Below are 22,568 nucleotides of genomic sequence, written 5' to 3'. Positions count from 1 at the left end.
TGAAGAGGAGGCGACGATCATATTGCACGCGAAAAGGAGCCCGGAGCGGCTGAGCATATTTTCCGACGGAGTGTTCGCGGTCCTGATCACGGTGCTGGTTCTAGAGTTGCGGCCTCCGGAACTGCCTACGTTTGTAGACCTCCTTTCACACTGGCCCTCCTGGCTCGGCTATGCGGTGAGCTACGTGTTCATTGCGATCGTCTGGGCCAACCACCACCATCTCATGCACTATGCCGCCGAAGCCACGCCGCGGCTGATGTGGTTCAACTTCGCGCACCTGTTTTCCGTGTCACTGCTTCCACTGTCGACGGCTTGGATGGCCGTGAGCAAGCTGGCGCCGCAGCCGGTGGCCTTCTATGCCGCGGTCTTCTTCCTCGTGAATGCGACCTACATCTGTTTGATCTGGGAATTGGTCGAGCGGAGGCCGGTCGAAGAGGTTACGCTCAAAGAGCGCAGGATCATGCGCTTCCGCGCGATTATCACGTTGTGCGTGTTTGGTGCCGCAGCGGCTGTCGCGATGAAGTATCCGCTGGTCGGGCTTGGAATGTGCTGCTGTTGCCTGGCCGTCTATCTGAAGCCCGAAGCGCCGGGAGTTCAGGAGCAGGGGGCTGAAGAGCCAAGTGCGGCAGCGTAGCAATCCCGCCGGGCCTCGACACCAAGCTTCAGGCGACCTTGAACTGGGCGGAATCCGTCGAGAATTCCGGATCGGTCTCGCAGATCACCCGGTTGCGGCCGTTGCGCTTGGCCGCGTAGAGACAGGCGTCGGCGCGCGCGATCAGGCTCTGCACGGTGTCGCCCTTGTGCAGCGTGGCGACGCCGAGCGAGATCGTGACCCGGCCGAGGTTCTGGCCGGTCGAGCGTTTCATCAGTTCCTTCGACATCACGGCGCGGCGGACATGGTCGGCGACGGTGAGCGCCGCGCGCAACACGGTGTTCGGCAGGATCACGCCGAATTCCTCGCCGCCGTAGCGCGCCGCAGTGTCCTGGCCTTTGACGTTCTGCTTCAGCGACATCGCGACGAGGCGCAGCACCTGATCGCCGGTGAGATGGCCCCAGGTGTCGTTGAACGCCTTGAAGTGGTCGATGTCGGTCATCACCAGCGACAGCGCCTCGCTGCGCTCGGTCGCTTCCTCAATCGCGTGCGCGAGGCGTTCGTCGAAGTGCTTGCGGTTGGCGAGGCTGGTCAGCGGATCGGTCAGGCTCTCGGTGCGCACCACCGCGAGGTGTTCTTGAAGCTGGTTGATCTCTTCCTTTGAAGCGGTGAGGCGCTGCTCCAATGCCTCGTTGTTGTGCTTCATCTCGTTGGCAGTCGCGACCAGGCTCTCGACGATCTGGCGCAGACCGTCACGGTCTTTGGTGGCGATGAGTTCGTGGGTGACGTTGTTCAGGTTCGCGCTGTAGGTGCTGGCCGAGCCCGCCGCGGCGTCGATCATCGCCATGACCTGATCGATCTCATCCATGACGCGAGCGCCGACATTGTCGATCTTCTCGCCGAAGCGGGTCGATGAGATGAAGGTCGCGTAGATATGGTCGAGATCGGCGTCGGTCAGCGTGCCGTTCTGGGCGAGCAACTCGTTGATGGTCTGATTGAGCGCGGAGTTGTAGCCCGTCGCGTAGGTGTACCAGACTTCGTAATTGCGGGGGGTCGACGCCTGACGCAGCGCCTTGATCTGGCCAAGAGCGATTTCAGCGAACGCGAGCGTGCGTTCGTGTTCTCCGGCAGACTCCGACATTCAAATCTTCCCCGAACCGCGCCTGAAATAATGCCGGCGCCGTAATGGCAAGCCATCGCGGAAACACGAAGTTCCGCAGGCAAATTGGCCACAGAGAAGTAAAAGTGCGGTAAAGGGCGGCCGTTGAGCGGCCGTATTCTAGGCTTTTCGGCGAATTGGCCGCAGCAGGAAGGCCGGCAGGTGGGACGTGTCCGCGTGCTCGGCCGGCTCGGCTTGTGCCGGACGGGGCTGCTGGCGATGCCGGGCGTCCTCCAGCCGTGCGACGACCGGCGCCGGGGGGCCGGACTCGGGCCGTGGCGTCTCATCGCGGCCGGATTGGCGATGGCCGTTGTGGGACGGGCGCGCTTCTTGATGCTTGTCTTGATGCTTGTTTCGGCCAATGCGGCCACGCTGGCTGCGATGCCGTGAGCCGCGGTTCTCGTCGCGATTGTGGCGTGCTTCTGCCGGCGCATCCGCCGCATCAGACGAAGCGCCCGCCGGCGCATCGGCCCAGGCGATGCTTTGGCCGATGAGCTTCTCGATCTCGGCGATCGACTTGCTATCGGCCGGCGCCACGATGGTGATGGCAGTGCCAGTCTTGCCCGCGCGGCCGGTGCGGCCGATGCGATGAACGTAGTCGTCCGCATGATGCGGTACGTCGAAATTGAACACGTGGCTGACGTCCGGAATGTCGAGCCCGCGGGCCGCAACGTCGGAGGCGATCAGCAGGGCCACGCTGCCGTTACGGAAGGAGTCGAGAGCCGCGGTTCGCGCCGATTGATCCAGGTCACCATGCAATGCCGCGGCGTTGAAGCCGTGACGCACCAGCGAGCGGTGCAGCTGCGCGACCTCGCGCTTTCTGTTGCAGAAGATGATGGCGTTCTTGAAGTTGTCCGCGGAGCGGATCATGCGGCGCAGAATGTCGCGCTTTTCGTGGGACTCGCGGCCGGCTTTGACGAGTTTCTGCGTGATGTTGGTGGCGGTGGTGGCGGGCCGCGCGACTTCGACCTTCACCGGATTGTGCAGGAACTGCTCGGTGATGCGCCGGATCTCGTTGGGCATCGTGGCAGTGAAGAACAGCGTCTGGCGGGTGAACGGCACGAGCTTGCAGATGCGCTCGATATCCGGAATGAAGCCCATGTCGAGCATGCGATCGGCTTCGTCGATGACGAGCAGCTCGACGCCGGTGAGCAGGAGGCGTCCGCGCTCGAAATGATCGAGCAGCCGGCCCGGCGTCGCGATCAGCACGTCGACGCCGCGCATCAGCTTCATGTCCTGGTCATCAAAAGAAACGCCCCCAATGATGAGGGCGACATTCAGCTTATGGTTCTTGCCGTACTTGTCGAAGCTGTCCTCCACCTGCGCGGCGAGCTCGCGGGTTGGCTCGAGGATCAGCGTGCGCGGCATGCGTGCCCGCGCGCGGCCCTGTTCGAGCATGGTGAGCATCGGCAGCGTGAAGGCAGCGGTCTTGCCGGTGCCGGTCTGCGCGATGCCGAGAACGTCTCGCCGGGCGAGCACGTGTGGGATCGCTTGTTCTTGGATCGGGGTCGGGGCTGGATAACCGGCCGCAGTAACGGCGGCGAGAACCTTGTCGGACAAGCCGAGCTTGGAAAAGGGCATGAAGCCTCAATCAAGGACCGCCCGGAGCCGCGCCGGATATACGATGAATACGGTAGTGCGCGGGAGCGGCGGTCGAATCTTCCATTCGTACCGTTGCGCCGGAACATAGGGACCAAACCGTGAAAGTCAATGATGGGACGGTCCTTAAGTTAAAATAATATCTGCGTTTTTTGGCGTTTTCCCGTCATTGGAGCGTCATGTGGGCGCATTGCCCGCCATGCGGGCAGCCGACAATCGACTTTGATGCAAATTTCGCTACTTTGGCCGCGCCCCGGTGGGGCCAAAGACGTGATCAACGAGCTCGTACGGGAGGAAGCGATGATGGGCAGACTGGGCGGCGCGCTGGTTGGCGCGATGGTCGCGATTGCGGCCACGGTTGCGGGGGCGCAGGCCCAGGACGCAGCAGCGGGTTTTCCAAACAAGCCGGTCCGGGTGATCGTGCCGTTCGCGGCAGGCGGCGGAAACGACATCTTCGCGCGGCTGGTCGGTAACAAGGTTTCCGAAATTCTCGGCCAGCCGGTGATCAACGAGAACAAGCCGGGCGCAGGCGGCCGCATCGCCGCCGAATACGTCATGAACCAGCCCCATGATGGCTACACGCTGTTCATCGGCGCGAGCGGCGTGATGTCGATCGCGGCCGCGGCCTATCCGAACCTGTCATACCATCCGACGAAAACCTTCATCCCGCTGACGATGATCGCGAACTTTCCATTGATCCTCGTGGTGCCGCCCGACCATCCGGCGAAGAACGTCAAGGAATTGGTCGAGTGGGCGAAGCAGCATCCCGACAAGGCGAACTATGCTTCGACCTCGCCGGCCTTCACCACCGCGAGCGAGCTTTTGAAACTCAAGAGCGGCATGCCGGGGCAGATGATCCCCTACAAGAGCAGCAACGAGATGATCCTGAGCGTCATCCAGGGGCAGACGCTGTTTGCGATCTCCGACGGGCCGCCGGCCATTCCGCAGATCAAGGCCGGGAAGGTCCGCGCGCTCGCCGTCACCGACTCCGTTCGATCGGAGGAGGTGCCCGACGTGCCGAGCATGAAGGAAGCGGGCTTTCCCGAGGTCAACATCAAGCTGTTCAGCGGCTACTTCGTTTCGAAGGGCACGCCGCCGGAGATCGTCGCCAAGCTCGAAGCGGCATTGCGCAAGGCTGTGACCGATCCTGATGTCAGTTCGAAGCTCAAGGGCATGGCGGTGACGCCGGGCGGTCAGCCGGGCTCGGAATTCAGCGCCATGATCGACAGCGACATCAAGATGATCTCCGAGGTGATCAAGGCGGCGAACTTGAAGTTCGAGAACTGAGCTTCGTCGTACTCTTAAAAACGCTCAAGCCCCGCAATGCGGGGCTTGAGTTTTTTTGGCGATGAGCCGCGGCTTCAATCCAGCGGTTCGAGCTTGATGATCGCTGCACCGTGGTTGGAGCCGGTCCAGAACGTCACCGGCGTGGTCGAGTTGTCGACGAACACGCGGCGGATGTTCGTGGTTTTGGGCAACTGATACTCGACATATTGCCCGGTCTTCGGATCGAGCCGCGACACGCGGTCGCTCATCATCGAGCCGGTCCAGGCCTCGCCGTTCTTGTCGGTGACGACGTCATAGGGCTGCGCCCAGGGCGTCGGCACGACCCATTCCTTGATCGCTTTGGTCTTGGGATCGAACATGCCGATCGCATTGCCGGCATATTCGGCGTACCAGAGCCGGTCTTGCTCATCGACCGCGCCGCGACGCGGCCGCGAGTTCGCGATCTCGCCGCTATAGGCGGTAAATTTGCCGGTCTTGGCATCAATGATGCCTATCGCCGACGATTGGAAGTCGAGCAGATAGAGATTGTTCCGGCTGTCGGCGCGGATGCCGTAGACGCCCATGCGCTTGCCGCCCGCACTGAACGAGCCGACATTTTCCCACTGGCCGCTCTCGACATCGAGCCGCAGGATCTGCGAGCCGTCGGAGTTCTTGACCCAGACCTTGCCGTCGACGTGCGTGAAGGCCGGTTCGAGATGGCCGGACTGCGTGGCATCGGCCTGCCATTCCTTCGGGATCGACCAGGTCTTGAACGTCTCGGTCTTCTTGTCGAAGCGCGCGACGCCGCCCTGGTACATCATGCCGATCCAGAGATTGCCGGCCTTGTCGATACCGAGATCGAGCGTGCCGGTCGGATAGCCGGGCTTCAGCACCGGAATCGGATACTCCGAAACCTTGCCGGTCTTCGGGTCCATCCTGCCGAGGAACTGCTCGGCGAAATGCGTGAACCAGACGGTGCCTTGCTCGTCGAGGATCACATCATGCGGTTGTATGAGCGGACGGGGCAGGGCGTATTCGGTGATGATGAAGCGGTTGGAGCGCCCGGTGAGCCGCGGCAGCGTCTTCAGCGGATAGCTCCAGGTCTCCTTGCTGAGATTCACCGAGGCGAGATATTCCGCCACCGTCCGCATGTTCGGGCCTTGGCCGAGCGTGCGCTGGGCGTTGCCGACGAGACGCTGCGGGTGCTGCGGCGTGCTGCCCGGATAGTAGCCGACCATGCGGTTGAAGATGTCGACGAACTGCTCGCCGTCATATTGCGAGCGCACGATGCGATCGAGATCGTGACAGCTCACGCAGTTGAGCAGTGCTTTCTTCTCGTTGTCGGTGCCGGGAAAGCTCGCGAGCCACTCGGCGTTCGACATCTGCTTGGCAAGATTCCTGGTCGGCGCAAGCTTGATCTCGACGCTCTCGGTCTTGCCGGTCGCGACGTCAGCGCTGCGCGGGCCTTCGAGGTCGTAGCCGATGGCGCGGATGCTGAGCGCATACTGGCCGGGCTCGAGTCGCCCGGCCGGGAAGCTGAAGCGGCCTTTGTCGTCGGTCGCAACGCTTGTCGTGATGGTCGAGCCGACTTTCTTCGCGCTGACCACAACGCCTTCCATCAGGCCTTCCTGGGCCGACGACACTGTGCCCGCGAGCCCTTCGGCACGGGCCGTTCCGGTTGAAACGGCAAGCGCCAGCGCGCCCGCGATCAGCGCAAGATGCTTGGTCGCCATGATCGCCTCCTGACGATGTCTAATCGAGCGGTTCGACTTTTACGATGGAGGCGCCGTGGTTGGAGCCGACCCAGAACGTCACCGGCGTGGTTGTGTTGTCGACGAACACGCGGCGGATGTTGGTGGAGCGGGGCAGCAAATACTGCACCATCTCGTTGGTCTTGGTGTTGAGCCGCGTGACCTGGTCGGTCAGCATCGAGCCGGTCCAGACCTCGTCGTTCTTGTCGAGGACGGCGTCGTAGGGCGCCGACCAGCGTGGCGGGATGCGCCACTCCTTGAACTCCTCGGTCTTGGTGTCGAACATCGCGACCCGGTCGCCGCGATACTGCGCAAACCACAGCCGGTCCTGCGAGTCCATCTGGCCGCGGCGCGGCGCCGATGCCGCGGTCGGCACCTCGAACAGCTTGAACTCGCCGGTCTTGGCATCGATCCGGCCGATGTGGCGCAGCCGGAAGTCGGTGAAGTAGACATTGTTCTTGGAGTCGGGGATCACGTCATAGATGTTGTGCGGTTCCTTGGCGCCCTTGAACGGCTCCCAGGTCTCGATCTTGCCGCTGGCAACATCGAGACGGTGCACACCGGCGAAGCCGTTGTTCTGCGCCCAGACCTTGCCGTCGACGTGGGAGCTTTGCGGGCTCACCATGTTGAGCTGCGCCGCATCGACGTTCTGCTCCTTCGGCAACTGCCAATAGGAGAACTTCTCGGTCTTCCGATCGAACTTGGTGATCGTGGCCTGGTACATGTTGCCGAGCCACAGATCGCCGTCACGATCGGTGCGCAGCGCGAGGAAGCCGGTCGGGAATCCCGGCTTGTGCTCGGGCACCTGATATTCGGTGACCTTGCCGGTCTTGGGATCGACCTTGCCGAGGTTCTGCTCGCCGAAATTCGAGTACCAGGCGAAGCCGTCCTTATCGACGATCACGTCGTGCGGCTCGATGGTGTCGCGCGGCAGATCGTATTCGGTGTAGATCACGTGCGTCGCGCGGCCGCCCGGCCGCGGCATCGGTTCGAGCTGGAAATTCCACTGCGGACGCGAGCTGAGATTGATGCTGGCGAGATACTCGGCGGTGGTCTTGTAGACCTGCACGCGGGAATCGCCGCGCTCCTCCATCATCCGTTCGGCGCGGCGGACCTGGAAGTGCTGCGGGATGCTCTGGTTCACGTAGCTCTGCATCCGCGGCAGCGTGATCTCGAGGAATTCCTCGGCATCGTGCTTGGAGCGGAAGATGCGCTCCACGGTGTGGCAGCCGACGCAATTGAGCAGGATGCCCTTGCGCGGATCGTTGCCGGAGATGCTGTTGATCCATTCGGCGTTGGACATCTGCGACGCGAGGTCTTCGGTCTTGCGGAGCTTGAGGTTCTGCGTCGTACCCTGCGCCGCAACCTGGATGGTCTTTGGCGTATCGAGGTCGTAGCCGATCGCGCGGATGCGCAGCCCGTATTCGCCGGGTTCGATCCGACCCGCCGGGAAGCTGAAGTGACCGGCGCGGTCGGTGACGACCGTGACCGTGATGTTGGAGCCGCTCTTCTTGGCGCTCACCAGAACGCCTTCCATCGCGCCTTCTTCGTCAGAGGAGACATTGCCGGAGAGCGCGGCGTTTTGCGCTAGCGCAGTCGTCGAAAGCAGAATGGTGGCAAGCAAGCTAAAGCCCGCGAACAGCGGCATGCGTCGCATCTTTGTCGCTCCCTAGACAGTTCAACAGGCGCGGTTTCGCGCCGATGTTTTTATGGTTGGTGCGAGCATAAGGCCGGGCGAGGGGAGCGGCAACGCCACGTTGCGGACTATCCCGGACCAATGCCGGCCAAAAATGCCACCGAATCCGGCAACCGTCCCTTGGCGCTCGGAATGAACCGCTGCACTTTCGTGTCTGAATAGGGAGGAACCATGCGAACCCAAGTCGGCATTGTCGGCGCCGGGCCGGCAGGCTTGATGCTGTCGCATCTGCTGCACCTGGCCGGCATCTCGAGCATCATCATCGAGGACCGCAGCCGAGCCTATTGCGAGGCGCGCGTGCGCGCCGGGCTGATGGAGAACTGGGTCTCGCGCATGCTGATCGAGACCGGCGTGGGCGAACGCCTCCAGCGCGAAGCGATGGTGCACGACGGCATCTACATCTCGTTCCGCGGCGAGGCGCGGCACATCGATTTCAGCCGGCTGATCGGCAAGCATGTCTTCATCTACGATCAGAAGGAGGTCGTGACCGACCTCATCGGCAAGCGGCTCGCCGACGGCGGGCAAATCTACTTCGAGGTGTCGGACACGAGCGTCCACGACTTCGACGGCCGCCATCCGAAAATTCGCTTCAAGCACGACGGCAAGCAGCACGAGATCGAGTGCGACTTCATCGGCGGCTGCGATGGCTTCCACGGCGTCTGCAGGCCGAGCATTCCGACGGACCAGCTCAAGGGCTACGACCGGGTCTATCCGTTCGGCTGGCTCGGCATCCTCACGGATTCGCCGCCGCCCGATAAAGAGCTGATCTACTGCTTCAACGAGCGCGGCTTCGCGCTGTTCTCGATGCGCGGACCCGATGTGTCGCGGCTCTACCTGCAATGCGCGCCCGACGAAGACATCGACAAATGGTCGGATCAGCGCATCTGGGATGAGCTTGAGACACGGCTCGGCGGTGTGCGGCCGCTGCCGCGTGGCAAGATTCTGCAAAAGGGCATCACGCCGATGCGGAGCTACGTCACCGAGCCGATGCAGTCGGGCCGGCTGTTCCTGGCGGGTGACGCGGCGCATATCGTGCCGCCCACCGGCGCGAAAGGCATGAATCTGGCGATGGCCGATGTGCGGGTGTTGTCGCGCGCGATTGCCGCGCATTACAAGTCCGGCCGCGAGGACCTGCTCACAAACTATTCGGCGACGTGCTTGAGCCGCGTGTGGAAGGGCCAGCGCTTCTCGTGGTGGATGACGCAGCTCCTCCACCGTCACAGCACCGAGATGGACTTCGACACCAAGCGCCAGATCGCCGAGATCGACTACGTCACCGGCTCGGACGCAGCCATGACTTCGCTTGCGGAGAACTATGCAGGCCTGCCGATCGATTGACCGGAACTCGCTGTCACCTCAGTCCTTGTGGAACGTGGTCAGCCGCGGCGGCGGGCCGTTGAAGCCCAACTCGGCCCAGCGCGCCGCCACCTTGTCGTAGACCTCGCGGCGCAGAAGCGTGGTCTGCGGGAACTGCTTCAGATGCCGGTGCGGCTTGCAGGCATCGATCAGAGCTTTCGAACCGTAAGGGCGCAACTCCATCTCGAACTGGCTCGGATCGAGCCCGGTCGACCAGGTCTTCTTCAGGATGTCGATGTCTTCCGCCGGATGGCAGCGCGTCGACAGAGCCCACATCACCTCGTTGAAGTCGGTCGGATCGACATCCTCGTCCACCGCGATGATCCACTTGGTGTAGTAGGACGCGGCCGGACACTGCGCCGTCAGCGCCAGCACCTGCGCGGCGTGTCCGGCATATTGCTGCTGCAGCGACACCACCACGATGCCCCAGCCGGATGCTGCGGCCGGATGCGCATAGGCGCCGACCACGCCCGGAACGCCGATGCGTTCGAGGTCGTCGAGGATGCGCGCCGAGCGCATGATCGCGTAATAGGCGCCGATCTCGCACGACGGATACTTCGCCATCAGCGCCGCGGTGAGGATCGGGTTTCGCCGCATGTGCAGCGCCTTGACGTCGATCACCGGCTGCGGCGAGCGCTCCCGGCCGTAATAGCCGGTAAACTCACCGAGCGGACCTTCGACTTCGACGTCGCCCTGCGTGACGGTGCCTTCGATCACGAGCTCGGCCTGCGCCGGGATCGGCAGGCTGCCGGTTTCGCCGTCGGTGAGCTCGATGCCACGGCCCATGATGCCGCCGGCCACGTCGAATTCGGATTCCTTCACGCCGAAAACCTGTGCCGCGAGCATGAACAGCACCGGGTCGATGCCGTAGGCGACCACGACCTCGAGCGGCTTGCCCCGCCGCCACCAGGCTTCGCGGTCGAGCAGGCCGTGCTTGCCGGGCGAGCAATAGAGCCCGACGCGGCGCGGGCCATGCAGCATCTGCCGGTAGCAGCCGACGTTGATCCGTCCGGTGTCAGGCGAGGATGTGAGCGTGATGTCGCCGGTGCCGATGTAGCGGCCGCCATCGCCCGGCCAGAACTTCGGTGTGGGGAGTTGCGTGAGATCGATATCGTCGCCGCGCAGCACGATCTCGTTCACCGACGCCTGCGATTTCGGAACATGCTTCGGCGGGATGCGCCGGTTCATGATACCGCGGGTCTCGGCGATCATTTCGGCAATGGAAAGGTCCGGATCGAGGCCGACCGCGAGCGCGTAACGCTCCTTGCTCGAGCCCAGCATGTTGGCGAGGATCCGCGAGCTGCTTTTGTCGCCGGTGAGGTTCTCGAACAGCAACGCCTGCGTCTTCTCGCTGCGCGTCGCCATGTAGGTGATGGCGCCAAGCTCCTCGTTGGGGTCGACCGGCTTGCCGATGCGCTGCAGCTCGTTGTTGCGCTCGACCAGCGCGAGCCATTCGCGCAGATCGCGCCAGCTCGCTTGCGGGCCGTCCTTGGCCGGCGCGACGGACGGTGAGGGCTCGGCGATGCGGTGTTCCATGTTGACCCCTGCGAATTTTGTGGCGCGATCTTACACCATCGGCGGTCATTCCGGGGCGCCACGAAGTGGCGAACCCGGAATCCAGCAAAGCAGGGACCGCCGATGCGCCTGGATTCCGGGTTCGCGGGCATAGCGCGTCGAAGACGCGCGTAAACGCGCTGGTACGGCGCCCTCCGGAATGACGGCGGCGGCCGTGATCAGTTCAGCACCCCCACAATCGCGCCCATCAGTAATGTCGAGAGGGTGCCCGACACGATCGACTTCATGCCGAGCGAGATCACGTCGCTGCGCCGCTCCGGCGCCATGGTGGTGAGGCCCGCGATCATGATGCCGACGCTGCCGAAGTTGGCGAAGCCGCACATCGCGTAGAGCATGATCAGCCGCGAGCGCGGATCGAGCGCGTCGGGCGGCAGCCGCGACATCTGCAAATAGGCGATCAGTTCATTGAGCACGGTCTTGATGCCCATCAGAGTGCCGGCGTGGACGGCCTGATCCCAGGGAATGCCGATCAGCCAGCATACCGGCGCCATGACAAAGCCGAGCATCCTTTCGAGCGTGATGGGATCGCCGCCGACCGGCGGCAGCACCCCCAGCATCTGGTTGACGAGCGCGACCAGCGCCACGAACACGATCAGCATGGCGATCATGTTGAGCAGAAGCGTCAGGCCCATGGTGGCGCCCTTGGCGATGGCGTCCATGGTGCTTTCGGCGACCGCCTCCTCGATCTCGAGCGAGTTGGTCCGCACGTCCTCTTCGTCCGGCACCATGATCTGTCCGATCATGACTGCGATCGGCGCGCCAAGCACCGAGGCGATCACCAGATGGCCCGCGGCCTCCGGCACGGCGTTCTTCAGGAACTGCGCATAGAGCACCAGGACGGTGCCGGCGATGCCGGCCATGCCGCCGGTCATCACCACGAACAGTTCGCTGCGCGAAAGCTTCGCGAGATAGGGCCGGATGAAGAGCGGCGCCTCGACATGGCCGACGAAGATGTTGGCGGCGGTCGAGAGCCCGACTGCGCCGCCGACGCCCATGGTGCGGTTGAGCGCAAAGGCGAAGCCCTTCACGATCGGAGGGAGGATGCCCCAGTAGAACAGGAGCGTCGTGAGCACGCTCATCACCAGAACGATCGGCAGCGCCGTGAAGGCCAGGACGAAATCCTTGCCGGGATTCTTCAACTCGTAGGGCAGGGCCCCGCCGCCGATATAGCCGAACACGAAGGAGGTGCCGGCGCGGCTCGCATTGGCGATGGCGTCGATCGCGCCGTTGAGAGAGGCGAAGGCATGAGTGACGGGCGGCACCTTGAGAAGCAGCAGCGCCAGCACGAAGCTGACGGCGACGCCGACGACGATCCGCCGCGGCGACACAGCACCGCGGTCTTCGCTGACCGCCCAGGCGAAGGCGATGATGGCAACGACGCCCAAGGCCGATTGCAGTTGTAGCATGATGTCCCCGAATCCCCGGTCGAAGTTTGATCGCAGCCGGGCGGGGAGGCAATGACGTCGCGCAGTCGGAGTTGTGAAAATCCTTTCACGGGGAAAATATGGGCGCGCCACAACCCATGGATCAGACTATGCCCCGCATCCGCTTCGACTTCGGTTCCTTCGCGCTCGACGCAGAACTGCTCGACACGCCGACCGCAAAAGCCATCGCGGCGTCACTGCCATTGCGGGCCGAGGCTTTGACCTGGGGCGAGGAGGTCTATTTCGATGTGCCGGTGCGAGTGAAGCGCGAGGCTGACGCCCGGGCCGTGGTGACGCCGGGCGAGATCGCTTTCTGGCCCGAGGGTCCGGCGATTGCGATCGGGTTTGGCCGCACGCCGATCAGCAAAGGTGACGAATGCAGGCTGGCGAGCCCATGCAATATCTTCGCCAAGGCCTTGGGCGACGTGAAGGCGCTGGCGAAGGTGCGAGCCGGGTCTCGCATTAACGTCACCGCTGTCGACTGACCCGTCCCACCGGCCTCAAGCCAATGGCCGAGTCCGGATAATCAACGCCGCTGCGGCAAATCGCCTGGAATCCTGGATGTCATTTTTAGAGGCCGTTAACTGGAATTCCTAACGCCGCCTCCACTCACGTCGTCTAGCTTTTAGGCAAGGACGGGGAGCATGAGCGGCGAGAACGACTTCGCAAGACGGCAGGAGCCGCAGCGATTCAGCGGCAGTGTCGATGCTGCCCGGGTTTCCTTGCTTCAAGCCACGCTCGATGGCGTGCAGCACGGCGTGTGCATGTTCGACGCCGGTGGCCGGATCGCTGCATTCAACAAGCGCTACATCGAACTCATGGCGCTGCCGGCGCGCGATCTTCTCGGCATGTCGCTGCCCGATCTGTTCCGCCTGCGTAAGACCGCCGGCAGGTTCGACCATGACCCTGACGAAATCTTCGCCAAGGTTCGCAGCTATGTCGCGGCCGGCAATGCGATGACACATACGGTCGAGTCCTGCGATGGCCGCGCGTTGCGCGTGACCAACCGGCCGGTTTCAGGCGGCGGCTGGGTGGCGACGATCGAGGACATGACCGAGCTGAAAGCGTTCGAAGCAGAGCGCGAGCGGCAGCGCCAATTTCTCAATGAGGTGCTCGACAACGTGCCGGTGATGGTGGTGGTCAAGGACCCCATTGATCGGAAGTTCTTGCACGCCAACCGCGCGGCCGAGACGTTCTGGGGTTTCTCGCGGACGGAGGTGATCGGCAAAACCCTTCACGAGGTCTTTCCGGGGCGAAGCACGGATACTATTGATCGCCTCGATGTCGAAGCACTCGCAAGCGGCGTCGGCATCGCCCCTGAGGTGCATAACAGCGCCATCGCTCCGATTGACGGTCACCTGGTCACCACCAGGCGTCATGCGGTGCGCGACGCCGACGGCAAGCCGCGCTACTTGGTCAGCGTCATCGAGAATGTCACCGAGCTGGTGCGGCTTGAGCAGGAACTCGGCCGCGACCGCATGTTTCTCAACCAGATCGTCGACAACGTTCCAACCACCATCGTCGTGAAGGACGTTCGCACCCGGCGTTACGTCCTGGTCAACCAGGCGGCGGTGGAGCATTTCGGCATCCCTCGCGAAGGGATCGTGGGTAAGACCGCCCACGAGGTCTTTAACAAGGCACACGCAGACATCATCGAGCAGCACGACGCTGAACTGCTCCGCTCCGGCGGCAGCATGTCGTTCAAGGACTACGCGATCGAGACGCCTGGCGGCGTTGGGCGCGTCATTGCAGTGAAAAAGCTGATCGTACGGGACAGCGCCGACGAGCCGCAATTCGTGATTGGCGTGATCGAGGATGTCACGGCCCGCAAGCAGTCGGAGGAGCGTATCGCGCGGCTCGCCCATTACGACGCACTGACGGGCCTGCCCAACAGGGTGTTTTTTCGCGAACAACTCGATCAGGCGCTCAGACGGGTCAAGCGCGGCGAGAAGCTTGCCCTGCTGTTCCTCGACCTCGACAAGTTCAAGGAGGTCAACGACACGCTCGGTCATCAAGGCGGCGATGAACTGCTCAAGACCGTGGCCGGGCGGCTGCGAAGCTGCGTCCGGGAAACTGACATCGTCTCACGGCTTGGCGGCGACGAATTTGCCATCGTGCAAACCGATGTGCCGGATGCCACTGCGGTCATTGATCTTGCCGAGCGCATCCACGGCGTGTTGCGGCAATTTTGCGAGCTCGAGGGCAACCGGTTTTCGATGGACGCGAGCATCGGCATCGCCATGGCGCCGCAGGATGGCACCGAGGCCGATCAGCTCCTGAAAAACGCCGACCTGGCGATGTACGGTGCCAAGGCGGACGGCCGCGCCACCTACCGCTTCTTCGAACCGAACATGGACGCCGCCATGAAGGCGCGCCGCGCGCTCGAATTCGACCTGCGTCAGGCCATCATGTGCGGCGAGTTCGAGCTGCACTACCAGCCGCTGGTCAACATTCGCGACAAGAGGATCGCGGGTTGCGAGGCGCTGATGCGCTGGCGTCACCCCACGCGCGGGATGGTGCCGCCGTCCGAGTTCATTCCGGTGGCCGAGGACGCGGGCATCGTCAATCAGCTCGGCGAATGGGCGCTGCGGACGGCTTGCATGGACGCGGCGCAGTGGCGTGACGACATCATCGTCACCGTCAATGTCTCGTCGGTGCAGTTCAAGAACGACAGCCTGGTGCAGCTCGTGATGGATGCGCTGTCGGAGTCGGGCCTGCCGCCGCGACGTCTTGAGCTCGAGATCACGGAATCGGTGCTGCTGCACGACAACGAGACGACGATGCGCGTGCTGCACCAGCTCAAGAAGCTTGGCGTACGGATCTCGATGGACGATTTCGGCACCGGCTACTCGTCCCTGAACTATCTGCGGCGTTTCCCCTTCGACAAGGTCAAGATCGACCGCTCGTTCATCGAGCACATTGCAAGCGACGCGAGCTCGCTTGCGATCGTGCAGGCCGTCATCAGCATCGCCAAGTCACGCGATATCGCCACGACCGCCGAGGGCGTTGAGACCAAGGATCAGCTCGAGCTTCTGCGCGCGCTCGGCTGCACCGAGATGCAGGGCTACCTGTTCAGCAAGCCCAAGCCCGCGAACGAGCTGGCCCATATGCTGTCGGATCGGCCGCTGGCACGTTCGGTGGCGTAACAGCTATCCGCGCCCCACGAACGGCATGCCGTTCGCCATGACGGTCATGAACAGCACGTTGGTGTCGAGCGGCAGGCTCGCGATATAGGCCACGGCGCGGCCGACATCGTCGGCGTTCATGCGCGCCTCGATCATGGTCTTGCCGTCGGGCTGCAGCACCCCCTGGCCTTGCACCATGCGTTCGGTGAGGGGAGTGGCCGCATTGCCGATGTCGATCTGGCTGCACAGGATCATGTCGTTGCGGCAATCGAGCGCGGTCTGCTTGGTGAGGCCGGTCACGGCGTGCTTGGTCGCCGTGTAGGCGGCCGCCCGCGGCCGCGGCGTGTGCGCCGAGATCGAGCCGTTGTTGATGATGCGGCCGCCCTTCGGATTCTGCGCCTTCATGATCTTGATGGCTTCCTGGGTGCAGACGAACATGCCGGTGAGGTTCGTGTCGACGACCTTCTTCCAGGTCTCCAGCGGCAGCTCTTCCATCGGAACGGCGGGAGCGCCGATGCCGGCATTGTTGAACAAGACGTCGAGCCGGCCGAATTCCGACTTCACGCGAGCGAACAGCGCCTTGATCGACTCCGGATCGCTGACGTCGGTCGGGACCGAGACGGTCTTGGCGTTGCCGGCTTCCTTGGCGGTCTCGTCGAGTTTGTCGGCGCGGCGGCCGGCCAGCACCACGGCGTAGCCTTCCTTGGCAAGCGCCAGCGACACAGCCTTGCCGATGCCCGTGCCCGCGCCCGTCACCACCGCCACCTTCTGACCAGCCATCGCTTCCTCCGCTTAAGTTTGCGGCCGCATCCTAAAGCGCGGTGCGGTGTCTGCAACGGCTTACTGCAGCTTGACGGATCAGCGAGAAGGGCCGGGAGCGATTTGGGGAGGAGAGTTCAGCCGGAAAGGCTTCAGCTCGCGAGCGCCGCTTCCCGGGCGTCGCCCTCGATCGTGCGATAGGTGCCAGGCACCATGAGCCGCGCCGAGATTTCGGCCCGCTCCATCGGCCGTCCGAAGCGGTACCCCTGCATGCAGTGCACGCCCGCGGCGCGCAGGAACAGGTGCTGCTCGGCGGTCTCCACGCCTTCGGCCGTGACCTTCATGCCAAGACCGCGGCCAAGGCCCACCACGGCGTGCACGATTGCGGCTGCGTCCGCAGCCTTTTCGATCGAGAGCACGAAGCTTCGGTCGATCTTGAGCCGGTCGAACGGGAATCGCCGCAGATAGAGCAGGCTGGAATATCCGGTGCCGAAGTCGTCGAGTGCCAGCTTGACGCCGAGCGCCTTCAGCCGCCGCATCGCGCCCTCGGCGCTGTCGAGATTGCCGAGGAGCGTGCTTTCGGTGATCTCGAGTTCGAGCCGCGTCGGATCGAAGCCGGTTTCGGCGAGTGTGCGCTCGACCATGCCGACGAAATCGAGCCGCCGGAACTGCAGCGCCGAGACGTTGACTGACACCGTGATGCCCGGCCAGGCGAGGCCGTCGATGCAGGCTTGGCGCAGTACGAACTCGCCGAGTGGGATGATCAGGCCGGAATATTCGGCGATCGGGATAAACAAGTCTGGCGGCATCGCGCCGCGCACCGGGTGGGTCCAGCGCGACAGCGCCTCGACGCCCACGATTTTGTCCCCGGCGGCGTTGAAGACCGGCTGGTAGGCGACCTTCAGTCCGCCGCTCTCGATGGTCTCGCGCAACTCCTGCTCGATCGCCTTGCGCAGCGACAGGTCGGCATCCATCGCCTGGTCGTAGATGCAGGCGCGATTGCGGCCCTCGTTCTTGGCGCGGTAGAGCGCCATGTCGGCATAGCGCATGATGTCAGCGCCATCGGTTGCGGCGCCGCCATCGATCACGGCGATGCCGATGCTGGCGCCGATCACGATGGTGTGGCCGCTGATCGCGTAGGGGGCGCACAGCGCGCTGATCATCCGCGCCGCGATCCCATCGAGCATGGTATGGTCGCTGCCCGCAACGGTGATCACGGCGAACTCGTCGCCGCCGAGGCGCGCCACCATGTCGTCACCGCGCATCAGGTGCGACAGCCGCATGGTGACGAGCCGGATCAGTTCATCACCGACCGGGTGGCCGAGCGTGTCGTTGACGTCCTTGAAATGGTCCAGGTCGATGCAGAACACCGCGGCGGTCTTGCCGCCGCGCCGCACATCGGCAATGACGGTTTGGAGCCGCTCGGTGAACGAAGCGCGGTTCGGCAGGCCGCTCAGCGCATCGTGCATCGCGAGATAGCGCAGCCGGTTCTCGCCGGCCGTAATGGTCGCTGCGGTGTGGCGCACATAGCGCAGCACAAGGGCGGCGAGCAGCGCGAAACCCGACAGCGCGATGCCGATGAACGGGAACACCGATTCCAGAATTTCCGCACCGGGCTTCTGCGGTATCCAGGAAAAGCGCGCCACCGACCGGTTCTGATCGTCGAGGAATTCGTAGCTGTTGTAGTCGACCGGCTTGTCACCGCTCTTGACCATGGTCAGGTCTTTGAGCTGCAGCCTCGCGCTGATGCCATCGAGCGTCCGCGGCGTGATCACCCGCAGCGCCATCAGGAGCGGCGGGCCGGACATCTGGTCCCCCGGAACGCCGGGATTGCCGACCGGTATGGCGACCGCAACCGCCAACTGTCCGTCGATGTTCAGCAGGAGCACGCCGCCGTCCGGATGCCAGAGCAGGCGTTTGACGCCGGCCGGCAGGTCCGGCTCGCGGCCGCGGATCGACTCTGCGAGCGACTGCAGCCGCGCGAACACCGCCTTGCTGAGCTTGCCGTCATCCAGATCATGGCCGCGCTGCGTGAACGCGATTTCGTTCTGGGAATTGAGCACCAGGACCAGATTGTGGTCCGACAGCGCGCTCAGCCAGTTGGCGAGCCGCTGCTGCACCAGCGAGGGAGACTGCTCGATGTCCTCGGCGCTGACGGATGCCGGGGATTCGATCAGGCCCTTCAGCCGCCCGAAGCTCCAACTGCCCTGCGTGGAGATGGCGCGAGCAAGGAGCTGGCGTTCACGGTCCAGCGCCACGTCGTCGGCGCGGTTCGCCGACAACAGCGTCGCCACCACGATGCAGACGATGGCGATGGCAACGACGACACCCAGCGGGGCCAATACGCCAAGGCGCGTCCGGTCCCAGCCGGAAAGGTTGGCGCGCTGACCTGCGCTGCCTGCTTGCGGATTTTTATCGTCCGCCACCCTGGCGCTCCACCCATTCTCGAGATTGGACCTTAGCGGCAGAATGCTTGCGAAATGGCTTGCGCACCGCTCAAAAGTTGCGATTTGCGCTTTTAATGATCGCAAATCGCCGTGCTGCGTAAACGGCCGGTTAACGAGGTCGAAGACGAAAGGTCAGCGTTCGGGTCTGGGTCAGCGCTGAGTGACGTAAGGCGGCCGCGGAATCGCGATATGGGCGGCCCGCAACGCCGCCGACCAGCGCTCGCTGAGGTCGTGGAAATAAGGGTCGCCCGGCTCGATCCGGTACGCCAACTCGGCGTCGCAGGCATCGCGCCGCACCACGGCGACGTCGAGCGGCATGCCGACGCCGAGGTTGGAGCGCAGCGTCGAGTCCATCGAGAGCAGGGCGATCTTCAGCCCGTCATAGATGTCGATGCCGTAGCGCACGGCACGGTCGAGGATCGGCTTGCCGTATTTGTGCTCGCCGATCTGCAGATAGGGCGTGTCGACGGTGCATTCGATGAAGTTGCCCGCGGCATAGATCATGTAGAGGCGAAGCTTGTCGCCCTTGATCTGGCCGCCGAACAGGAACGACACGTCGAACCTGACGTCGGAGGCTTCGAGCGCGTGGCCTTCGATATCGTGGACGCGCCGGATGGCATGACCGATGCGCTGGGCCGCCTGGAACATGGTGGGCGCGTTCGTCAGGGTGTCGAGTTCCCCGGTCGCGGGGTTCTCGATGCCCTCGTTGAGCAGCGCCATCACCGACTGGCTGATCGACAGATTGCCGGACGACGACAGCGCCATCACCCGCTGGCCGGGCTCCCGGATCACGTGCAGCTTGCGGAACGTCGAAATGTTGTCGAGGCCCGCATTGGTGCGGGTGTCGGCGACCATCACGAGTCCGTCGCGCACCAGGATGCCACAGCAATAGGTCATGAAAGTCCTCCGCCCGGGGACCGGTTATAGCGATGCCCGCGCGGGCTCGGCAACGGCGCAAAAGCCAGAGAAAATGCCTGTTTGGAGGCCGTCCGCTCGCTTGAGCGGCCCCGGCTGCCGGGGTACAGGATTTTGAGGCGGTGCCGAGCGCGAATCCAGGCCCGCGGGAGGTCAGAAATGAACGACACGTCGGGCACAGCCGTCATCACCGCGGCGATCCTGGTGATTGGCGACGAAATCCTGTCCGGCCGGACCAAGGACAAGAACATCGGCTACATCGCCGAATATCTGACCAATATCGGCGTCGACCTGCGCGAGGTCCGCGTGGTGCCCGATATCGAGGAAGAGATCGTCAACGCGCTGAACGCGCTGCGCCACCGCTACACCTACGTGTTCACCACCGGCGGCATCGGCCCGACCCATGACGACATCACGGCCGACTGCGTCGCCAAGGCGTTCGGCGTTTCGATCGACGTGGACCCGCGCGCCCGCGCGCTGCTGCTCACCCGCATCGCCGAGAAGGACCTGAACGAGGCGCGGCTGCGCATGGCGCGCATCCCCAAGGGCGCCGATCTCATTCTCAACAAGGTGTCGGCGGCGCCGGGCTTTCGCATCGGCAATGTGCATGTGATGGCGGGCGTGCCCTCGATCATGCAGGCCATGCTCGACGAGGTGGCGCCGACGCTCAAGACCGGCGTGAAAATGCTGTCCGAGACGATCCGCGCCAATTGCCGGGAGGGCGACATCGGCGGTCCGTTGGGCGAGGTCGCCAAGGCTCATCCGGACGTGATGATCGGCAGCTACCCGTTCCAGGACGACGGCCGGCCCAACACCAATCTTGTAGTGCGTTCGCGCGATCCGCAGAAGCTCGCCGCCGCCAAGGCCGCAGTGGAAGACATGCTGGCGCGCGTGCACACCACGCTGAAGCAGACCGCCTAGCCTATGATGCTGAAGCGTATGGCGGGGCTGGGGCAATGATGGCGCAACCGCAAGCCTTCCCGGACAAGGCATTTCCGGTGTCGTGGGACCAGTTTCACCGCGACGCCCGCGCGCTCGCTTGGCGGCTTCACGCCGCCGGGCCGTTTACCGCGATTGTCGCCATCACCCGCGGCGGCTTGGTGCCGGCCGCGATCGTGGCGCGTGAATTGAACGTGCGGCTGATCGAGACAGTCTGTATCGAGAGCTATCAGGAATACACCAAGCAGGGCGAGTTGCGGCTGATCAAGCCTGTCGCGCCCGACATCATGGCGAACCGCGGCAAGGGTGTGCTGATCGTCGACGACCTAGTCGATACCGGCAAGACCGCGAAAGTGGCTCGCGAACTGCTGCCCGAGGCGCATTTCGCAACCGTCTATGCGAAGCCGATGGGCCGGCCGATGGTCGACACGTTCATCACCGAGGTGTCGCAGGACACCTGGATCTACTTCCCCTGGGATACGGGGCTCGCGTTCCTGCCGCCGATCCGCGAGGGCGGCGCGTAAATACAAGAAACAAAGATCACGGGAGGGTACGATGCTGACACGGCGCACGATGGTGACGGGCGCAGGAGCCGCGCTGTACGCTGGGCCGGCGCTGGCGCAGTCCGATCGGACCATCCGGATCATTGCAGGCTTTCCCGCCGGCGGCGGCATTGACGTTTCGGCGAGGCTTTTGGTCGATCCGATCAAAGACGCGTTCGGCGCGCCGACCATCGTCGAGAACCGCACCGGCGCCGCCGGCATGATTGCGGCCAGCACCGTGGCCAAGGCCGCGCCCGACGGGCGCACCCTTCTGATGGCAACGTCCGGCGAGATCGCGATCAGCCATCATCTCTACAAAGAGAAGATGACCTACGATCCGCTGAAGGAACTCGCGCCGGTGGCGCTGGTCGGCATCGTGCCTTGCGTCGTGGTGGTGGCCGAAGCGACGCCGGTGCGCACGCCGCAGGAACTGATCGCGTATGCCAAGGCCAATCCCGGCAAGCTGTCGTTCTCCTCGTCGGGCGTGGGCAATCCGCAGCAGCTTGCCGGCGAACTCATGAACATCATGGCCGGAACCAACGTGCTGCACGTGCCCTATCGCGGGTCTGCACCCGCGGTGACCGACGTGGCGACCGGCGCCGTGACCATGAGCTTCTCAAGCCTGGCCACGGTGCAGGGCCTGATGCAGTCGGGCAAGATCCGCGCGGTCGCGGTGACCTCGCTCGATCGGATGCCGCAGCTTCCCGATGTGGCGCCCTTGCAGGACGGCGCGCCGGGGCTGAAAGGCTACGAGCTGCTCAACTGGTTCGGGCTGTTTGCGACCGGCGGCACGCCCGCCGACGTGATCGACAAGATCAACGCCGTCACCAACAAGACGCTGGCGGAGCCCAAGACCGCGAAGACGCTCAGCGATCAGGGCATCGTCGCGCGCAAGACCAGTCCTGCCGAGTTCAAGGCTTTCGTCGAAGCGGAAAGCCGCAAGTTCCGCGAAGTGATCGAGAAGGCCAAGATCAAGCTGGAGAACTAGGTTTTCCGCCGGGCGGGTTTGGACACGTTCAACGTCACGGCGGCGCGAACGAGCGTCTTGAACGCCTTCTCGTCGATCTTGTCGCCCTCGTGAATGTCGATGGCACGCCGGGTATTGCCTTCGAGGCTGGAGTTGAACAGTCGCGAAGGGTCGTCGAGCGATGCGCCCTTGGCGAAGGTCAGCTTCACGACGGCCTTGTAGGTCTCGCCGGTGCAGATGATGCCGGCGTGCTCCCACACCGGAACGCCGCGCCACTTCCACTCCTCGACCACTTCGGGATCGGCCTGCTTGATGAGCGCACGAACCCGGGCGAGCATCTCGCCGCGCCAGTCGCCGAGCTCCTTGATCCTCGTATCGATCAGCTGGGAGGGAGTGCCTGCCGCGGCGCCTTCCTTCGAGCCGCTCTTTTTGGTGGTCATCGCTTTCTTCATTGCT

The 22,568-nt window shown here is 63.9% G+C and carries 18 protein-coding genes; 8 read left to right on the top strand and 10 right to left on the bottom strand.

Translation table 11 applies throughout. From position 1 onward, the window contains the following. Window positions 1–22: 22 nt before the first annotated feature. Window positions 23–634: a TMEM175 family protein gene (locus tag RHPLAN_RS23445; protein ID WP_084245404.1), complete on the top strand. Its 612-nt coding sequence runs from the start codon at window positions 23–25 to the stop codon at window positions 632–634. 28 nt (window positions 635–662) lie between these two features. Here RHPLAN_RS23445 and RHPLAN_RS23440 read toward each other — a convergent pair whose 3' ends face one another. Both RHPLAN_RS23440 and RHPLAN_RS23435 read right to left on the bottom strand, forming a co-directional pair. After that, window positions 663–1,733, bottom strand: a complete 1,071-nt coding sequence (locus tag RHPLAN_RS23440; protein ID WP_068022738.1) for a GGDEF domain-containing protein — start codon at window positions 1,731–1,733, stop codon at window positions 663–665. A gap of 138 nt (window positions 1,734–1,871) precedes the next feature. Continuing rightward, the gene (locus RHPLAN_RS23435; protein ID WP_068022735.1) at window positions 1,872–3,332 is read right to left on the bottom strand and encodes a DEAD/DEAH box helicase; all 1,461 of its coding nucleotides are present in this window, start codon (window positions 3,330–3,332) and stop codon (window positions 1,872–1,874) included. A 318-nt stretch (window positions 3,333–3,650) separates the two neighbouring features. Between RHPLAN_RS23435 and RHPLAN_RS23430 the strand changes: the two genes are divergently transcribed. Next, window positions 3,651–4,637, top strand: coding sequence for a Bug family tripartite tricarboxylate transporter substrate binding protein (locus RHPLAN_RS23430; protein WP_198164458.1), 987 nt, complete (start codon window positions 3,651–3,653; stop codon window positions 4,635–4,637). Window positions 4,638–4,711: 74 nt separating this feature from the next. Here the strand turns inward: RHPLAN_RS23430 and RHPLAN_RS23425 are convergent, their stop codons facing one another. Continuing rightward, window positions 4,712–6,349, bottom strand: a complete 1,638-nt coding sequence (locus tag RHPLAN_RS23425) for a virginiamycin B lyase family protein (protein WP_068022728.1) — start codon at window positions 6,347–6,349, stop codon at window positions 4,712–4,714. A gap of 19 nt (window positions 6,350–6,368) precedes the next feature. Continuing rightward, a complete protein-coding gene (locus RHPLAN_RS23420) occupies window positions 6,369–8,024 on the bottom strand; it encodes a virginiamycin B lyase family protein (protein ID WP_084245402.1) in 1,656 nt (551 codons plus the stop codon). Window positions 8,025–8,234: 210 nt separating this feature from the next. On the opposite strand from RHPLAN_RS23420, the gene RHPLAN_RS23415 reads away from it, so the two are divergent. Next, complete coding sequence (locus RHPLAN_RS23415) at window positions 8,235–9,401, top strand: 4-hydroxybenzoate 3-monooxygenase (RefSeq protein ID WP_068022719.1); 1,167 nt, start codon at window positions 8,235–8,237, stop codon at window positions 9,399–9,401. Between the two features lie 18 nt (window positions 9,402–9,419). Here the strand turns inward: RHPLAN_RS23415 and RHPLAN_RS23410 are convergent, their stop codons facing one another. Together RHPLAN_RS23410 and RHPLAN_RS23405 are read right to left on the bottom strand one after the other, a co-directional pair. Further along, window positions 9,420–10,955 carry a UbiD family decarboxylase gene (locus RHPLAN_RS23410; protein WP_068022716.1) on the bottom strand — a complete coding sequence of 512 codons (1,536 nt, stop codon included), beginning with the start codon at window positions 10,953–10,955 and terminating at the stop codon, window positions 9,420–9,422. Window positions 10,956–11,152: 197 nt separating this feature from the next. Beyond that, on the bottom strand, window positions 11,153–12,400 hold the full coding sequence (locus RHPLAN_RS23405) for a NupC/NupG family nucleoside CNT transporter (RefSeq protein ID WP_068022713.1): 1,248 nt from the start codon (window positions 12,398–12,400) through the stop codon (window positions 11,153–11,155). Between the two features lie 128 nt (window positions 12,401–12,528). Between RHPLAN_RS23405 and RHPLAN_RS23400 the strand changes: the two genes are divergently transcribed. Beyond that, entirely contained in the window at window positions 12,529–12,903 is a 375-nt protein-coding gene (locus tag RHPLAN_RS23400) for a cyclophilin-like fold protein (RefSeq protein ID WP_068031716.1), read from the top strand. 159 nt (window positions 12,904–13,062) lie between these two features. Beyond that, on the top strand, window positions 13,063–15,564 hold the full coding sequence (locus RHPLAN_RS23395) for a sensor domain-containing protein (RefSeq protein WP_068022711.1): 2,502 nt from the start codon (window positions 13,063–13,065) through the stop codon (window positions 15,562–15,564). Window positions 15,565–15,567: 3 nt separating this feature from the next. Here the strand turns inward: RHPLAN_RS23395 and RHPLAN_RS23390 are convergent, their stop codons facing one another. The 3 genes from RHPLAN_RS23390 to RHPLAN_RS23380 form a co-directional block, all read right to left on the bottom strand. Further along, window positions 15,568–16,323 carry an SDR family oxidoreductase gene (locus RHPLAN_RS23390; protein WP_068022707.1) on the bottom strand — a complete coding sequence of 252 codons (756 nt, stop codon included), beginning with the start codon at window positions 16,321–16,323 and terminating at the stop codon, window positions 15,568–15,570. Window positions 16,324–16,454: 131 nt separating this feature from the next. Then, window positions 16,455–18,728 (bottom strand): bifunctional diguanylate cyclase/phosphodiesterase, encoded by a 2,274-nt coding sequence (locus tag RHPLAN_RS23385; protein ID WP_157100435.1) that lies wholly within the window; start codon window positions 18,726–18,728, stop codon window positions 16,455–16,457. Window positions 18,729–18,899: 171 nt separating this feature from the next. Continuing rightward, the gene (locus RHPLAN_RS23380; protein ID WP_068022700.1) at window positions 18,900–19,646 is read right to left on the bottom strand and encodes a proteasome-type protease; all 747 of its coding nucleotides are present in this window, start codon (window positions 19,644–19,646) and stop codon (window positions 18,900–18,902) included. Window positions 19,647–19,823: 177 nt separating this feature from the next. Here RHPLAN_RS23380 and RHPLAN_RS23375 point away from each other — a divergent pair, with 177 nt between their 5' ends. The 3 genes from RHPLAN_RS23375 to RHPLAN_RS23365 are packed head-to-tail and all read left to right on the top strand — an operon-like array spanning window position 19,824 to window position 22,133. Continuing rightward, window positions 19,824–20,585 (top strand): competence/damage-inducible protein A, encoded by a 762-nt coding sequence (locus RHPLAN_RS23375; RefSeq protein ID WP_068022696.1) that lies wholly within the window; start codon window positions 19,824–19,826, stop codon window positions 20,583–20,585. 35 nt (window positions 20,586–20,620) lie between these two features. Continuing rightward, the gene (gene gpt, locus RHPLAN_RS23370; RefSeq protein ID WP_157100434.1) at window positions 20,621–21,127 is read left to right on the top strand and encodes a xanthine phosphoribosyltransferase; all 507 of its coding nucleotides are present in this window, start codon (window positions 20,621–20,623) and stop codon (window positions 21,125–21,127) included. Between the two features lie 31 nt (window positions 21,128–21,158). Beyond that, entirely contained in the window at window positions 21,159–22,133 is a 975-nt protein-coding gene (locus RHPLAN_RS23365) for a Bug family tripartite tricarboxylate transporter substrate binding protein (protein WP_068022690.1), read from the top strand. Here RHPLAN_RS23365 and RHPLAN_RS23360 read toward each other — a convergent pair. Continuing rightward, entirely contained in the window at window positions 22,130–22,564 is a 435-nt protein-coding gene (locus RHPLAN_RS23360; RefSeq protein WP_068022687.1) for a DUF1801 domain-containing protein, read from the bottom strand. The genes RHPLAN_RS23365 and RHPLAN_RS23360 overlap by 4 nt on opposite strands. Window positions 22,565–22,568: the final 4 nt, after the last annotated feature.

The organism is Rhodoplanes sp. Z2-YC6860 (assembly GCF_001579845.1).
GTDB lineage: Bacteria > Pseudomonadota > Alphaproteobacteria > Rhizobiales > Xanthobacteraceae > Z2-YC6860.
The sequence above is the reverse complement of the archived record's forward strand: the minus strand, read 5'-3'. Positions and strand labels throughout refer to the sequence as shown.

Excerpts from the sequence above, each read along its gene's own strand:
- RHPLAN_RS23395 (WP_068022711.1), top strand. The coding sequence starts at position 13,063 with ATGAGCGGCGAGAACGACTTCGCAAGACGGCAGGAGCCGCAGCGATTC.
- RHPLAN_RS23380 (WP_068022700.1), bottom strand. The coding sequence starts at position 19,646 with ATGACCTATTGCTGTGGCATCCTGGTGCGCGACGGACTCGTGATGGTC.
- RHPLAN_RS23420 (WP_084245402.1), bottom strand. The coding sequence starts at position 8,024 with ATGCGACGCATGCCGCTGTTCGCGGGCTTTAGCTTGCTTGCCACCATT.
- RHPLAN_RS23365 (WP_068022690.1), top strand. The coding sequence starts at position 21,159 with ATGCTGACACGGCGCACGATGGTGACGGGCGCAGGAGCCGCGCTGTAC.
- RHPLAN_RS23415 (WP_068022719.1), top strand. The coding sequence starts at position 8,235 with ATGCGAACCCAAGTCGGCATTGTCGGCGCCGGGCCGGCAGGCTTGATG.
- RHPLAN_RS23425 (WP_068022728.1), bottom strand. The coding sequence starts at position 6,349 with ATGGCGACCAAGCATCTTGCGCTGATCGCGGGCGCGCTGGCGCTTGCC.
- RHPLAN_RS23375 (WP_068022696.1), top strand. The coding sequence starts at position 19,824 with ATGAACGACACGTCGGGCACAGCCGTCATCACCGCGGCGATCCTGGTG.
- RHPLAN_RS23435 (WP_068022735.1), bottom strand. The coding sequence starts at position 3,332 with ATGCCCTTTTCCAAGCTCGGCTTGTCCGACAAGGTTCTCGCCGCCGTT.
- RHPLAN_RS23410 (WP_068022716.1), bottom strand. The coding sequence starts at position 10,955 with ATGGAACACCGCATCGCCGAGCCCTCACCGTCCGTCGCGCCGGCCAAG.
- RHPLAN_RS23360 (WP_068022687.1), bottom strand. The coding sequence starts at position 22,564 with ATGAAGAAAGCGATGACCACCAAAAAGAGCGGCTCGAAGGAAGGCGCC.
- RHPLAN_RS23390 (WP_068022707.1), bottom strand. The coding sequence starts at position 16,323 with ATGGCTGGTCAGAAGGTGGCGGTGGTGACGGGCGCGGGCACGGGCATC.
- RHPLAN_RS23405 (WP_068022713.1), bottom strand. The coding sequence starts at position 12,400 with ATGCTACAACTGCAATCGGCCTTGGGCGTCGTTGCCATCATCGCCTTC.
- RHPLAN_RS23400 (WP_068031716.1), top strand. The coding sequence starts at position 12,529 with ATGCCCCGCATCCGCTTCGACTTCGGTTCCTTCGCGCTCGACGCAGAA.
- RHPLAN_RS23430 (WP_198164458.1), top strand. The coding sequence starts at position 3,651 with ATGATGGGCAGACTGGGCGGCGCGCTGGTTGGCGCGATGGTCGCGATT.
- RHPLAN_RS23440 (WP_068022738.1), bottom strand. The coding sequence starts at position 1,733 with ATGTCGGAGTCTGCCGGAGAACACGAACGCACGCTCGCGTTCGCTGAA.
- gpt (WP_157100434.1), top strand. The coding sequence starts at position 20,621 with ATGATGGCGCAACCGCAAGCCTTCCCGGACAAGGCATTTCCGGTGTCG.